This is a genomic window from Methylosinus sp. LW4 (assembly GCF_000379125.1).
Taxonomy (GTDB): Bacteria; Pseudomonadota; Alphaproteobacteria; order Rhizobiales; family Beijerinckiaceae; genus Methylosinus.
In genome coordinates, this window is sequence record NZ_KB900626.1 from 2,040,220 (window position 1) to 2,054,618 (window position 14,399).

Below are 14,399 nucleotides of genomic sequence, written 5' to 3' on the forward strand. Positions count from 1 at the left end.
GGCCCTGTCAGGGGTCACGCGCCCGCCCGGGCGCGCTTGCAGATAGAACGGAATTGTCCTTGTCTTCGAGACGACGATCACGGCCGTCCCTGCTCCTCGGTCGCGCCGCGGCGCTCGCCGCCACGACGGCGCTCTCCGGCTGCGTGCTGGATTGGGAGAAGCCGGACGCCACGATCGAAACCCCGCCCGCCTTCAAGGCCGACAAGCCGGCGCGCTCCGCCGCGCCGATCCGCGCCGCAAAGGACTGGTCGCAGGGCTTCGGCTCGCCGGAGCTGACCAGCCTCGTCGCCAAGGCGCTCGACCAGAATCTCGACATCGCCGCCGCCGTGGCGCGCATCCAGCAGGCGGACGCCACCGCGCGCATCAACAGCTCGCCGCTGTGGCCCTCGCTGACGATGAACGACATAGCGCGGCGCACGCAGACGCCGGCGACGATCACCAGCGCGACGAGCACCAGCGCCTCCACCAGCGCCACGACGACGACCGGCGCGGCCAGCTCGAGCGCGCTCGGCGCGCGGCGCGCCAATTTCTTCCAGATGCAGCTCACCGCGAGCTATGAGATCGACTTCTGGGGCAAGAATCAGGACGCCTCCAACGCCGCCCGCCTCCTCGCCTACGCCAGCCGCTTCGATCGCGACGTGGTCGAGATTTCCACCATCGCATCGGTGGTGAACGCCTATTTTCAGGTGCTGACGGCGGAAGATCGGCTGCGCATCGCCCACAACAACATCAAGATCGCCGAAACCGTGCTGAAGGCCATCAAGGCCCGGCTCGACGTCGGCACCGCCACGGCGCTCGACTTTTCGCAGCAGGATTCCGTCGTGGCCCAGCAGCGCGCCTCGGTGCCGCCGCTGGAGCAGACCCTGCGCCAGACGAAGAACACGCTGGCGGTGCTGCTCGGCGTCCCGCCGGAGAGCGCCGTCATCAAGGGCGGCTCGCTCATCAGATTGCGCTACCCCAAGGTGGCGCCGGGCCTGCCTTCCGAGCTGCTGTTGCGCCGGCCGGACATAGCCGAGGCCGAAGCCAAGCTCGAATCCTCGGAATTCTCCGTGCTGCAGGCGCGCGCCGCCTTCTTCCCGTCGATCCAGATGACCGGCTATTACGGCGTGCAGAGCATCGCGCTGCGCTCGCTGTTCCGGCCAGAGGCGATCGCCTGGCAGATCGCCGGCAATCTCACGCAGCCGGTCTTCGACGGCTATAATCTGCAGGGCCAATATCTGCTGCAGCAGGGCAAGTTCGCCGAGCTGGCGCAGGCTTACAAAAAACAAATTTTGACGGCCTTCTCCGACGTCGAGAACGCGCTCATCGCCATACAGGAGACGACCCGGCAGCTGAAGCTGCAGGGCGAGGCGGTGGCTGCCGCGCGGCGGGCCTATGAGGTGGCCGAGGCGCGGCTCCGCGAGGGAACGATCGACATCATCACCCTGTCGACCACGGAGACGACCCTGTTCCAGACCGAGGACGCCCTGGCCGTTGTCCGGCTCGCGCATTTCCAGGCGGCCACCAGCCTCTATCAGGCGCTCGGCGGCGGCTGGTCCGGCGCGACGCGCGCGCTCGAGCTCGCCGCCGAGGACGGCGCCTATGAGTCGGACAAAGGTCCCTGGCCGTGAAGCCGCCGCTCTCCTTGCCGGCCGGCTGGCGCGCGAAGCGGCCATCGCCGCTGGTCGCGCTGGGAGCGATCGTCGCGCTCGCGGCCGGCTATTACGTCGCCCGTCCCTGGATTTTCGGCGATGGAGCGAAAGAGGCGGCCGCGGTCTCCGGCGGCAAGCGCGATGGGCGCCGCCGCAGCCTGGATGGTCCGGTCGCGATAACGGCGACGCCGGTGCGGATCGCCGATGTGCCGGTGACGATCGACGCCGTCGGCACGGCGCAGGCGCTCAACACGGTCACAGTCCGCACGCAGGTCGACGGACGGCTCATCAAGCTCGGCTTCGACGAGGGGCAGAACGTCAAGAAGGGCGACATTGTCGCGCTCATCGATCCGACGCTCTATCAGGCCGCCTATGACCAGGCCGTCGCCAAAAAGGCGCAGGACGAGGCCAATCTCGCCAACGCCCGCGTCGACGTCACGCGCTATAAGAAGCTCGCGGCCAGCAATTTCGGCTCGCAGCAGCAATATGCGACGCAGGAATCGCTCGTCACCCAGCTCGAGGCGCAGATCCGCGCCGATCAAGGGGCGATCGACAACGCCAAGGCGACGCTGGACTACGCCACCATACGCTCGCCCATCGACGGCCGCACCGGCATAAGGCTCGTCGACGTCGGCAATATTCTGCACAGCTCGGATACGACCGGAATCGTCGTCATCACCCAGCTGCAGCCCATCTATGTCGTCTTCACCGTGCCGCAGCAGGCCCTGCCCGCGGTGCAGAAGGCGCAGGCCCGCGGCCCCGCGCCCGCCGCCGCCCTCGGCCCGGACAATTCCAGCGTGCTGGACACGGGCGTGGTGACGGTGATCGACAATCAGATCGACCAGACCACCGGCACGGTGAAGATAAAGGCGACCTTCGAAAACAAGGGCCTCGCGCTCTGGCCGGGCCAGTTCGTCAACGTCCGGTTGACGGTCGATGTGCTACAAGACGCGCGTGTGGTCCCGAGCGCGGCCATCCAGCGCGGCCCCAATGGCGCCTTCGTCTATGCGCTGAACGAGGATGAGACAGTCTCGATGCGGGCGGTCTCCGTCGGACGGCAGGACGAGGTTCAGGCGGTGGTCGTCTCCGGCCTCGAGCCGGGCGAGAAAGTGGCGACGACCGGCTTCTCGCGGCTCGTCGACGGATCGCAGGTCAAGGTGATGGAGCCGACGGCCGATCGCGGCGCAGAGGCTCCGAAGCGCCCGCGCAAGGAACGTAGAGGCGAGGAACGCAAGGGCGAGGCCGGCGACGAGAGGCGCGGCGACGCCGGCGGCCCGCCGCAACAGAGGTGACGCTCCGGCGATGAGCGTGTCGACGCCCTTCATCGAACGGCCGGTGGCGACCTCGCTGCTGAGCTTCGCCGTGCTCTTGTTCGGCCTGCTCGGCTATGCGCGCCTGTCGATCTCGCCGCTGCCGCAGGTCGATTTTCCGACCATTCAGGTGACGACGCAATTGCCGGGCGCCAATCCCGACACGATGGCGGCGCTGGTGACGGCCTCGCTCGAGCGGCAGTTCGGGCAGATTCCGTCGCTGCAGACCATGTCGTCGCAGAGCTCCTTCGGCCTCTCGCAGATCACGCTGCAATTCGAGCTCGACCGCGACATAGACGCCGCCGCGCAGGACGTTCAATCGGCGATCAACGCCGCCGCCTCGACGCTGCCGCGCAGCCTGCCCTATCCGCCGGTCTATGCGAAGGTCAATCCGGCCGACACGCCGGTGGTGACGCTGACGCTGCGCTCCAAGACCGCCAGCATGCGGCAGATGAGCGACGTCGCCGACACGCTGATCGCGCCGCGCCTCTCGGAAGTGCCGGGCGTCGGCCATGTGGCGGTGGAGGGCGGCGTGCGCCCGGCGGTGCGCATTCAGGCCGATCTCGCGCGGCTCGCCGCCAATCGCATGAGCATGGAGGATTTGCGCGCCGCCATCGCCGCCGCCAATGTCGCCGGCGCCAAGGGCTCGCTCGACGGGCTCCACCAATCCTACACGCTCGACGCCAATGACCAGCTGCAGGCGGCGCGGCAGTTCGAGACCGTCGTCGTCGCCTATCGCAATGGCGCGCCGATCATGCTGCGCGATGTCGCCACCGTGCTGGACGGTCTGGAGAATGCGAGGGTCGGCGGCTGGTATCGCGGCGAGCCGGCAATCATCCTCGACGTGCAGCGCCAGCCGGGCGCCAATATCATCAGCACGGTCGATCAGCTCCATAAGGAGCTGCCCAATGTCATGCGCGCCCTGCCCAAGGGCATGTCGCTCGAGGTGGTGAACGACCGCACCCAGACGATCCGCGCCTCCATCGAGGATGTGGAATTCACCCTGGTGCTGGCCACCGCGCTGGTGATTTTGGTGGTGCTGGTGTTTCTGCGCAGCTGGCGGGCGACGGTGATCGCCGGCGTCAGCCTGCCGCTCTCCATCATCGCCACTTTCGCGCTGATGTCGCTCGCCGGCTTCTCGCTCGACAATCTCTCGCTGATGGCGCTCACCATCGGCGCCGGCTTCGTCGTGGACGACGCCATCGTCATGATCGAGAACATCGTCCGCAACATAGAGCTCGGCAAGACGCCGCATCGCGCCGCGCTGGACGGCGCGCGGGAGATCGCCTTCACGGTGATCTCGCTCACCGTGTCGCTGATCGCCGTGTTCATCCCGCTTCTGTTCATGACCGGCCTCGTCGGCCGCATGTTCCGCGAGTTCGCGCTGACGCTCACCGCCCAGGTCGTCGTCTCGGCGATCATCTCGCTGACCTTGACGCCCATGCTCTGCGCCAAGCTGCTGAAGCCGGGCGCCGGCCACGCCGCCCATGCGGAGGCCAGCGGCTTTTCCGCCTGGCTCGACGAATTCTACGCCAAGACTCTCGCCATCGCGCTCGGCCGGCAGAAATGGATGCTGGCGCTGACCTTCGGCACTCTGGCGCTCACCATCGCGCTCTACGCCTTCATCCCCAAGGGCTTCCTGCCGCGCCAGGACACGAGCCTGCTCAATGTCGTGCTGGAGGCCTCGCCGGATTCCTCCTTCGAGACGATGACGCGGCTGCAGGCCGAGGTCTCGAAAATCTTCGAGGCCGAGCCGGAGGCGACGGGAACCGCCTCGGTGCTCGGCGTCGGCCCGCTCAACGCCACCACCAATGTCGCCCATATGTCGGTGACGCTGCGCCCGCGCGATGTGCGCAGCATAGGCGCGGACGCGATCGCCGAGCGGCTGAAGCAGGCGGCCGAGCGCGTCCCCGGCGCCGCCGTCTACATAGAGCCGGTGCAGGACATTCAGATCACGACGCGCGCCAGCCGCTCGCAATATCAATATACGCTGACCGCGCCCGACCAGGCCGAGCTGCAGGACTGGTCGCAGAGACTGATCGACGCGATCCGCCGCGACGGCGTGTTCCGCAATGTCGCCGCCGAGACGCAGAACGGCGGGCTGCGCACCTTCCTGCACATCGACCGCGAGCTGATGGGGCGGCTCGGCGTCACCGCGCAGAATGTCGACGACACGCTGAACGACGCTTTCGGCCAGCGGCAAATCTCCACCATCTACGCCCAGTCCAACCAATATCGCGTGATATTGGAGGCGGCGCCGCAATATCAGCGCGATCCGACGGCGCTCGACAAGCTCTATGTCTCGCCCACCAATGGCGGCCCGCAGACGCCGATCTCCACCTTCGTCTCGGTGGAGCAGACGACGGCGCCGCTCGCCGTCGCGCATCAGGAGCAGTTTCCGGCGGCGACGATCAGCTTCGACCTCGCGCCCGGCGCCGCGCTCGGCGATGCGGTGGAGGCGATCGCCCGCATAGAGCGCGAGATCGGCCTGCCCTCCTCCATCATCGGCATGTTCAGCGCCGATGCGGCGGAGTTCCGCAAGTCGCTCGCCGGCCAGCCCTGGCTCATTCTGGCGGCGGCCATCGCCATCTATGTCGTGCTCGGCGTGCTCTATGAGAGCTACGCGCATCCCTTCACCGTGCTGACGACGTTGCCTTCCGCCGGCGTCGGCGCGCTGCTGGCGCTGATGGCGACCGGGCTCGACATGTCGCTGGTGGCGCTGATCGGCGTCGTGCTGCTGATGGGCATCGTCAAGAAGAACGCCATCATGATGATCGACTTCGCGCTGGAGGCGGAGAAGGCCGAGGCGCTGACGCCCTTCGACTCTATCGTGCGCGCCTGCCGGCTGCGCTTTCGGCCGATCATGATGACGACTCTCGCCGCTCTGCTCGGTGCGCTGCCGCTGGCGCTGGCGCATGGGCCGGGCAGCGAGCTGCGCATCCCGCTCGGCGTCTCCATCATCGGCGGGCTCGTCCTGTCGCAACTGCTGACGCTCTACACGACGCCGGTCATCTATCTCGCCGTCGATCGCCTGCGCGCGCGGCTGCGCGATTGGCTGCAGGGATCGCAGACGCAGCAGCCGCAGCCCGCCGCGCCGACCGCGCCGCCGTCCGAGCGCAGGGAGGCGGCGGAGTGATAGGGTTGGGCGCCATTTCTCCCTCTCCCCGCCTGCGGGGAGAGGGTCGGGGTGAGGGGCTCGGGGCATGAGCCAGCAACGGAAAACGGCCCAGGCCCCCCATCCTCACCTTCTCCCCGCGAGCGGGGAGAAGGAATACGGCGAAGGCCGCGCGAAACGATCTCGCCCGCGCGCCGAGCGAACGCCATGAACATCTCCGAGCCTTTCATCCGCCGGCCGGTGGGCGCGAGCCTGCTCGCGGCGGCGCTGTTCATGGTCGGAGCCATCGCCTATTTCTTCCTGCCCGTCGCCAGCCTGCCGGCGATCGACTTTCCGGCGATCGGCGTCATAGCGGCGCGGCCGGGCGCCGATCCGGCGACAATGGCGGCCTCGGTCGCCGCGCCGCTGGAGCGCCGCCTCGCCGGAATTTCGGGTGTCACCGAGCTCACCTCGGTCAGCTCGCTCGGCCAGACGCAGATCGTCGCGCAATTCGACATCAACCGGAACATCGACTCCGCGGCGCGCGACGTGCAGGCGGCGATCAACGCCGCCGCCACCGACCTGCCCACCGATCTGCCGCTGCTGCCGGTCTTCCGCAAGGCGAGCCAGGCGACGGTGCCCTCCATCGTCCTCGCATTGACCTCGGAGACCTTGCCGACCAGCGCCGTTTTCGACGCCGCCGACACGGTCATCGCCCAGCGCATCTCGCAAGTGCCGGGCGTCGCCGAGGTGCGCATCGCCGGCGCCGAGCAGCCGGCGATCCGCGTGCAGATGGATACGGCGCGACTCGCGGCGATGGGCCTCGGCGTCGACGCGGTGGCGAGCGCCATCGTCTCCGCCAATGCGCTCTCGCCGGTCGGCGCGCTGAATGGCGATCAGCTCGGCCGCACCATCGGCGCCAGCGATCAGCTGACGACGCCGAGCGACTTTCGCAATATCGTCGTCTCGGCGAGCAATGGCGCCGTGGTCAAGCTCGGCGACATCGCCACAATCGAGCGCGGCGTGCGCAATCGGCTGGGGGCCGGCTGGTTCAACGGCAAGCCGGCCGTCATCATCATCGTGACCCGCCAGCCCAACGCCAATGTGATCGCCATGGTCGATCAGGTGAAGGCGCTGCTGCCCGAGCTGCGGACATGGATTCCGAGCGGCGTCGACGTCTCCATCCTCTCCGATCGCACGCAGACGATCCGCGCCAGCGTCTCGGAGATTCAGAACACGCTGCTCGTCTCCATCGCCCTCGTGATGGCGGTGGTGTTCGTCTTCCTGCGCCGGGCGACGCCGGTCTTCGCCGCGGCGGTGACGGTGCCGCTGTCCCTCGTCGGCTCCTGCGCGGCCATGTGGCTTGCCGGCTTCTCGATCGATAATCTCTCGCTGATGGCGCTCACCATCGCCGTCGGCTTCGTCATCGACGACGCCATCGTCATGATCGAGAACATAGAGACCAATGTCGAGCGCGGCATGGGCCGGCTGGAGGCGGCGCTCGCCGGCGCGAAGCAGATCGGCTTCACCGTCGTCTCGATCAGCCTGTCGCTGATCGCCGTCTTCATCCCGCTGCTGCTGATGGAAGGCATTTTCGGCCGGCTGCTGCGCGAGTTCGCCTTCACCCTCACCTTCGCCATCGTCATCTCGACCATCGTCTCGCTGACGGTGACGCCGACGATCTGCGCGCATCTGCCCTCCCCCAAGCGAGAAACGCCGTCGCGCTTCGACCGCATCGTCGAGGGGGCGCTGGCGCGGCTCGTCGGCCTCTATGCGCGCAGCTTGCGGCCTGTCGTCGATCATCCTTGGGCGACGCTCGGCGTCGTCGCGCTGACGATCGGCTGGACCGTCCATCTCTACGCCTCGGTCCCCAAGGGCAATCTGCCGCAGGACGATATCGGCCTGCTCAACGGAACGACGGAAGCGTCGGCGGATATTTCCTTCGGCGATATGGTCGCGCTGCAGAAAAAGGCCGCCGCCGTCGCCGCCGCCGACCCGGACGTCGTCAATGTCGGCTCCTTCATCGGCGGCTCCAATCAGAGCATGTCCGGCAATCAGGGCCGGCTGTTCCTGGCGCTGAAGCCCGCCACCGAGCGCAAGGCGTCGAGCTTCGAGGTGCTGGCGCGCCTGCGCAACGAGTTCGGCAAGATCGCCGGCCTCTCCGTCTTCATGACGCCGTCGCAGGATTTGCGCTCCGGCGGGCGCCAGAGCAAGGCGCAATATCAGTTCACCGTCACCGCCTCCACGGTCGATGATTTGGAAGAATGGACGCCCAAGCTGCTGGCGCGGCTGCAACGCCTGCCCGATCTCGCCGACGTCACCACCGATCGGCAGCAGGGCGCGCTGAAGGCCAATGTCGTGATCGACCGCACCGCCGCCTCGCGCATGGGCGTGCCGATTCAGGCGATCGACGCGGCGCTCAACAGCTCCTTCGGCCAGCGCCAGGATTCGATCATCTACACCCAGCGCAATCAATATCGCGTCATCGTCGAGGCGCCGCTGTCGCGCCAGCGCGACCCGCGCGATCTTTCCGGCCTCTATGTCTCCGCCAGCGACGGAACCCAGGTGCCGCTCACCGCCGTCGCCTGCATAGAGCGCGGGACCATGCCGCTCGTCGTCAATCATCAGGGCGTGCTGCCGGCCGCGACGATCACCTTCAACATCGCGCCCGGCCATACGCTGGACGCAGCGGCGAAAGCCATTCTCACGGCCACAGACGAAATGCGGCTCCCCAATGGGGTGCAGGCGGAATTCGCCGGCGACGCCAAGGATTTCCGCAAGCTCTCCTCCGGCATGGCGTGGCTGATCCTGGCCGCGCTGCTCGCGGTCTACATCATCCTCGGCGTGCTCTATGAGAGCCTCGCCCATCCGGTGACGATCATCTCCACCCTGCCCTCGGCCGGACTCGGCGCGCTGCTGGCGCTCGAGGCCTTCGACACGGAATTCACGCTGATCGCCTTCATCGGCATTCTGCTGCTGATCGGCATAGTGAAGAAGAACGGCATCATGCTGGTCGACTTCGCCCTGCACGCCGAGCGCGACAAAGGCTTTTCCGTGCGCGACGCGGCGCTGGAGGCGGCGGTGGAGCGTTTCCGGCCTATCCTGATGACCACGCTCGCCGCCATGCTCGGCGCGCTGCCGCTGGCCTTCGCCGGCGGAGTCGGCGCGGAAATGCGGCGTCCGCTCGGCGTCACCATCGTCGGCGGTCTGCTGCTCAGCCAAATGCTGACGCTCTACACGACGCCGGTGATCTATCTGCTGATGAGCAAGCTGGAGAGCCGGCGGCCGCGGCGGGCGGCGGAAGCGCCGAGCCGGGAGGCGGCGATCGCGGAGCCGCAGACGGCGAAAGCCTCGTGACGCGCCGCGGCGGCGCCCTTGTCCCCGCATGCAGGGATAAGGGCGCCTATGAAGGCCGCGAGGCGATCGTCGAGATCAGTGCGTGAAGTCGCTCTGCGTCTCGAAGAACAGCCGCAGGACGGGATGCTCGCCACAATCCTCGACCGGGATGTGCCAGAATTTCGAATCCATCTGCGGAAAGCGCGACATGGGAAGGTGAATTTCCGTAAGCCGCGAATGATTGTCACGCCCCTCGATCATCGCCTCGCTGAGCAGATGCAGCAGATCTTCCATTCGATCCGGCACTTCCGCGACAGTGAGCGTCGTCGTGTTCGAGAGAGGGCGGGCCTTATCGTAAACGAGCTCGTAATCTGCTGGTTTCATAAATCCGACCCCAAGATTGCCGGCCTAATGGCAAGCAAGACGCATACCGCGAGCGGAGCCACTAGCTCATGCTGCAGCGCATCCGCCCTTGCGCCTTGCGCTCACTATAGACCTGTTCAGGCGAAGGTCAAAAGGAGAGCGCGGCTTTCAGGGTCCTAAAAATCACAAAAGCTTGTCAATTTTGTAACTGCCTCAACCCTCGGAATTATTTATGCGATTTCCCCACCGATCGGAGAAGATCAATTCCTTTAGCGGCAGGCGCTTGGCCCATTGCCGAATTTCGAGCTCCGGCTGCGCATAGGCTTTGGCGACGCGGCCGACGCAGAGATAGGCCACGATGGCGATGTCCGGCGGAATGTCGAGAATCGCACGTAAGTCCTGTTCTCTCAATATGCTCACCCAGCCGACGCCGATTCCCTCCGCTCGCGCCGCCAGCCAGAAATTCTGCACCGCACAAGCGGTCGAGAGGAGATCGGCCTCGGGCTGCTGCGTGCGGCCGAGCCCCGTCCGGCCCTGCCGCGAGCGGTCGCAGGTGATGCAGATATTGAGCGGCGCCTTCAAAATCCCCTGCAGCTTCAGGCTGCGATATTGCGCGCGGCGCTCTTGCGGCAGCAGCGCCTCCTCCGCCTCGGCGGCGCGCTCGAATGCGGCGTGCACCGCCTCCCGCAAGCCGCGGTCGCGGATGAGCAGAAAGTTCCAGGGCTGCATGAAGCCCACGGATGGCGCGTGATGCGCGGCGTCGAGCAGGCGCATCACCTCCTCGTGAGACAATTCATCGGGCAGGAACTCGTCGCGAACGTCGCGGCGCGTGTGGATGGCGCGATAGACGGCGGCGCGCTCCTCCTCCGAGAATGGCGCGCTGGCGACGAGCGACGGCTCGGGATCAAAGACCATTTCGTCCGCTCTCCAATGCGCGCTCCAGCCGTTCCCAGGCCACAGGCTCAGCCGGCAGGCCGAAACGGAGCCGATCCGGCCGCTCGCCGAACCTTCGCGTCAATATGCCGCGCCGGGCGAGATGGGCAAACCATCGATCCGCCGCCGCATGCCGAACGAGCCGAAAAAGCGACGTTCCGCCAATGATCTCGAAGCTCGATGCGGCGAGCAGTCCGTCGAGCCGGGCGGCGTCCTGCGCCAGCGCGACGCCGCGGGCCGCGAGCCAGGGCGCATCGGCGAGCGCCGCCGCGCCGATCGCCAGCGCCGGGCCGGAGACGCTCCAGGGTCCGAGCGCCGCCCGCAACGGCTCGGCGAGCGCCGCGCCGCAGAGGGCGAAGCCGAGCCGCACGCCCGGCAGCCCATAGGTCTTGCCAAAGGACCGCAAGAGCAGGAGGCCCTCCTCCCCCGCGCGCGGCGCGAGGCTGGCCTCGGCGGGAAGAAAATCGGCGAAAGCCTCGTCGACGATCAGCAGCCCGCCCTTCGCCGCCATGGCGCGCGCGGTCTCGGCGAGGCGCGCGGCGGGCTCGAGGCGGCCGTCGGGATTATTGGGATTGACGACGACGCCGATCTCGGCCGCCGCGATCTCCTCCAATGTCTCCACCCGCGCGACCTCGGCGCCGGCGGCGCGCCAGGCGGCCGCATGCTCCTCATAAGTGAGGCCGAGGACGGCGACCCGCGCCGCCGGCCTCATGCGCGGCAGGCATTGAATGAAAGCCTGCGTCCCCGCCCCCGCGACTGCCTGCGCCGTCGGCCCGGCGCGATAGGCGACGGCCGCGACGCGCTCCAGCGCGGCCAGCGCAGCGACATCCGGCAGGCGGGTGAAAACCTCCGGCGCGAGCGGCGGAAACGGATAGGGATAGGGGCTGACGCCAGTCGAGAGATCGATCCAGGGCTCCGGCGCCTCTGGAAATAGCGCCCGCGCGAGATCGAGCCGGCCCCCATGCAGGATCGGCGGCAGGATCGGCGGCGAAGCGCTCATCGCGCCAGCTCCAAAAGCGCATCCACGTCCAAATGGCGCTCGAAATGTTCGGCGAGGCCATCGAGCGTCGCCTCGATCGACTGCTCATAGGCGAGGTCCGAGGCGCGCGCGCCGTGATCGCGCAGAAAGGCGGCGCGCAGAGAATCATCGGCGAAAAAGCCATGCACATAGACGCCGGCGCAGCGCCCATCCGTCGAAACCGCGCCGTCGCGCCGCCCATCCTCGAAGCGCAGCAGCGGACGCGTGCAATCTGGCCCCTCCGTGCGGCCGGCGTGCATCTCATAGCCGTAGAAGGGGATATTGTCGGCGATGGTCGCGCCTCTCACCTGCTGCAGCACTTTCTCGGTCTCGAAGACCGTCTCCATATCGAGGAGGCCGAGCCCCTCCACCGCGCCGGGCGGACCCTCGAGCCCCTGCGGATCGGCGATGCGGCGGCCCATCATCTGATAGCCGCCGCAAATGCCGAAGACGCGCCCGCCGCGACGAATATGCGCGGCGAGGTCTATGTGCCAGCCGGCCGCGCGGAAGGCCGAAAGATCGGCGATCGTCGCCTTGGAGCCCGGCAGGATCACGAGCCGCGCCTCCGCCGGCAGCGGCTCGCCCGGCCGCACCAGAATGAAACGCACGCCGGGCTCCGCCCGCAGCGGATCGAGATCGTCGAAATTGGCGATATTGGGCAGCAGCGGCGCGGCGATGGTCAGGCCGCCCTCCCCGTCCGAGGCGCCGGCGCGCAGGCCGAAAGCGTCCTCCGCCGGCAGACGCGCGGCGTCGGCGAAAAAAGGCGCGAGGCCGAGCGGCCGCCAGCCGGTGCGCTCGGCGATGAAGCGCATGCCTTCGTCGAAGAGCGAGGGGTCGCCGCGGAATTTATTGACGATGAAGCCGCGGATCAGCGCTTCATCCTCTGGATCGAGCACGGCCTTGCAGCCCACGAGCTGCGCGATGACGCCGCCGCGGTCGATATCGCCGACCAGCACGACCGGGACGTCGACGCGGCGAGCGAAGCCCATATTGGCGATGTCATTGGCGCGCAGATTGATCTCCGCCGCGCTGCCCGCGCCTTCGACCAGCACGATATCGCAGCTCGCGCGCAGGCGCTCATAGCTCTCCAGCACGGCGGACATGAGCCCCGCCTTCCATTGCTGATAGTCGCGCGCGCGCGCCGAGCCGACGATCTTTCCGCGCAGCACGACTTGCGCGCCGGCGGCGCCCTGCGGCTTCAGCAGCACGGGATTCATATCGGCGGTCGGCGCGAGACGGGCGGCGCGCGCCTGCAGCGCCTGGGCGCGGCCGATCTCGGCGCCGTCCGCCGTCACCGCGGCGTTGTTGGACATATTCTGCGGCTTGAAGGGCGCGACGCGATAGCCGCGCCGTGTGAGCGCGCGCGCGAGGCCGGCGACGACCAGCGATTTGCCGACATCCGACCCCGTGCCTTGGAACATCAGAGCGACGCTCATCTAGGCCGCCTCGCAAAAGAGAAAATCGACGGCCGCCGCGACGTCATGAACGATGCGCGCCGCGCCGCCGCGCGGCGGCGTGACCATCACGACCGGCAGGCCGAGCATGCGCGCGGCTTCGATCTTCGCATAGGTCTCGCGGCCGCCGCTGTTCTTGGAGACGACGACGTCGATCGCCGAGGCGCGCATCAGGGACAATTCGCTCTCGACTGTGAAAGGACCGCGCTCCAGGATCAATTGGTAGCGTTGCGGTAGATCGTTCTCCTGCGGCTGATCGATCGTTCGGATCAGATAATAATGCTGCGGCGCACACAGAAAATCCGCGAGCCCCAGACGGCCGATGGTGAGAAAGACGCGCCGCGGCGCCTCGCCCAGCGCCGCCACCGCGCCGGCATTGTCCGCGACCTCGATCCAGCGATCCCCCTCCACAGCGCTCCAAGGCGCGCGCGTGTAGACCAGCAGCGGCAGGCCGAGCGCCGCACAGGCCGCGCGCGCATTGGCGGAAATTCGCGCCGCGAAAGGATGGGTGGCGTCGATCACGCGCTCGATGCGCTCCTCGACGAGATAGCGCGTCAGCCCCTCGACGCCGCCGAAGCCGCCGATGCGGACTGGCAGCGGCGAGGCGAGCGGCGCGCTGGTGCGGCCGGCCAGCGAGACCACCGCATGAAGGCGCGCGTCGCCGGCGAGACGAGCGGCGAGCGCGCGCGCCTCGCTGGTTCCGCCCAGAATGAGCGCCCGGATCGGCCCGGCCTTTTGCCGCAGCGCAGCGAGGGGCGCCGCGGCCGGCGTATTGGTCTGAGGCATGGCTTAGCCCTATACTCCCGCCCGTGATTATTCAAACGGAGGCTCGAGATGAAGCGGTCCTGGATATGCGCGTCGATTTTTTCTGTCGTCGCGACCGCGGCGCTCGCCGATCCGATCGGCGAGTGGCGCGTCGCCGACGGCACCGCGCATATTCAGATCAGCCGCTGCGGGCAAGCGATCTGCGGCAAGATCGCCTGGCTCTCCGAGAAGGGCGTCGACGAGAACAATCCCGACCCCCGCCAGCGCAAGCGCTCTTTGCTCGGCCTGCCGATCCTGAATCTGAAGCCGACCGGCGACAATCAATGGACCGGCACCATCTATAACGCCAAGGACGGCCAGAGCTACGCCGCGAGCCTCGCGCTGCGCAGCGAGAAGGTGCTGCTGCTCGAGGGCTGCGTCAATGGCACCAATATCTGCGGCGGCGAGGAGTGGACGCGGGTGCGCTGAGCGGCTGGCGCGCTTTCTGCGCGCCGC

At 67.8% G+C, this 14,399-nt stretch carries 10 protein-coding genes; 5 read left to right on the forward strand and 5 right to left on the reverse strand.

All coding sequences use genetic code 11. The features are described from left to right. The first annotated feature begins 53 nt into the window (after positions 1-53). The 4 genes from METLW4_RS0110335 (at position 54) to METLW4_RS0110350 (ending at position 9,392) form a co-directional block, all read left to right on the forward strand. A complete protein-coding gene (locus METLW4_RS0110335) occupies positions 54-1,610 on the forward strand; it encodes an efflux transporter outer membrane subunit (RefSeq protein WP_018266131.1) in 1,557 nt (518 codons plus the stop codon). Beyond that, positions 1,607-2,923 carry an efflux RND transporter periplasmic adaptor subunit gene (locus METLW4_RS0110340; protein ID WP_018266132.1) on the forward strand — a complete coding sequence of 439 codons (1,317 nt, stop codon included), beginning with the start codon at positions 1,607-1,609 and terminating at the stop codon, positions 2,921-2,923. The genes METLW4_RS0110335 and METLW4_RS0110340 overlap by 4 nt, the downstream gene beginning before the upstream one ends. Before the next feature lie 10 nt (positions 2,924-2,933). Further along, entirely contained in the window at positions 2,934-6,077 is a 3,144-nt protein-coding gene (locus tag METLW4_RS0110345; RefSeq protein ID WP_018266133.1) for an efflux RND transporter permease subunit, read from the forward strand. Between the two features lie 186 nt (positions 6,078-6,263). After that, positions 6,264-9,392: an efflux RND transporter permease subunit gene (locus tag METLW4_RS0110350; RefSeq protein WP_018266134.1), complete on the forward strand. Its 3,129-nt coding sequence runs from the start codon at positions 6,264-6,266 to the stop codon at positions 9,390-9,392. Between the two features lie 75 nt (positions 9,393-9,467). On the opposite strand, the gene METLW4_RS0110355 is transcribed toward METLW4_RS0110350, so the two are convergent. The 5 genes from METLW4_RS0110355 to METLW4_RS0110375 form a co-directional block, all read right to left on the reverse strand. Further along, positions 9,468-9,755, reverse strand: a complete 288-nt coding sequence (locus METLW4_RS0110355) for a hypothetical protein (protein ID WP_026191413.1) — start codon at positions 9,753-9,755, stop codon at positions 9,468-9,470. A gap of 192 nt (positions 9,756-9,947) precedes the next feature. Next, a complete protein-coding gene (gene bluB, locus METLW4_RS0110360; protein ID WP_018266136.1) occupies positions 9,948-10,649 on the reverse strand; it encodes a 5,6-dimethylbenzimidazole synthase in 702 nt (233 codons plus the stop codon). After that, positions 10,639-11,667, reverse strand: coding sequence for a threonine-phosphate decarboxylase CobD (gene cobD / locus METLW4_RS0110365; RefSeq protein WP_018266137.1), 1,029 nt, complete (start codon positions 11,665-11,667; stop codon positions 10,639-10,641). The genes bluB and cobD overlap by 11 nt, the downstream gene beginning before the upstream one ends. Continuing rightward, positions 11,664-13,121: a cobyric acid synthase gene (locus tag METLW4_RS0110370; protein ID WP_018266138.1), complete on the reverse strand. Its 1,458-nt coding sequence runs from the start codon at positions 13,119-13,121 to the stop codon at positions 11,664-11,666. The genes cobD and METLW4_RS0110370 overlap by 4 nt, the downstream gene beginning before the upstream one ends. Continuing rightward, positions 13,122-13,925 (reverse strand): cobalt-precorrin-6A reductase, encoded by an 804-nt coding sequence (locus METLW4_RS0110375; RefSeq protein WP_018266139.1) that lies wholly within the window; start codon positions 13,923-13,925, stop codon positions 13,122-13,124. A gap of 48 nt (positions 13,926-13,973) precedes the next feature. Here METLW4_RS0110375 and METLW4_RS0110380 point away from each other — a divergent pair, with 48 nt between their 5' ends. Beyond that, entirely contained in the window at positions 13,974-14,372 is a 399-nt protein-coding gene (locus METLW4_RS0110380) for a DUF2147 domain-containing protein (protein WP_018266140.1), read from the forward strand. The last annotated feature ends 27 nt before the right edge of the window (positions 14,373-14,399 follow it).

Bases quoted from the DNA above. Each gene is read 5' to 3' on its own strand.
- METLW4_RS0110345 (WP_018266133.1), top strand. From the start codon at position 2,934: ATGAGCGTGTCGACGCCCTTCATCGAACGGCCGGTGGCGACCTCGCTG.
- METLW4_RS0110350 (WP_018266134.1), top strand. From the start codon at position 6,264: ATGAACATCTCCGAGCCTTTCATCCGCCGGCCGGTGGGCGCGAGCCTG.
- METLW4_RS0110355 (WP_026191413.1), bottom strand. From the start codon at position 9,755: ATGAAACCAGCAGATTACGAGCTCGTTTACGATAAGGCCCGCCCTCTC.
- bluB (WP_018266136.1), bottom strand. From the start codon at position 10,649: ATGGTCTTTGATCCCGAGCCGTCGCTCGTCGCCAGCGCGCCATTCTCG.
- cobD (WP_018266137.1), bottom strand. From the start codon at position 11,667: ATGAGCGCTTCGCCGCCGATCCTGCCGCCGATCCTGCATGGGGGCCGG.
- METLW4_RS0110370 (WP_018266138.1), bottom strand. From the start codon at position 13,121: ATGAGCGTCGCTCTGATGTTCCAAGGCACGGGGTCGGATGTCGGCAAA.
- METLW4_RS0110375 (WP_018266139.1), bottom strand. From the start codon at position 13,925: ATGCCTCAGACCAATACGCCGGCCGCGGCGCCCCTCGCTGCGCTGCGG.
- METLW4_RS0110380 (WP_018266140.1), top strand. From the start codon at position 13,974: ATGAAGCGGTCCTGGATATGCGCGTCGATTTTTTCTGTCGTCGCGACC.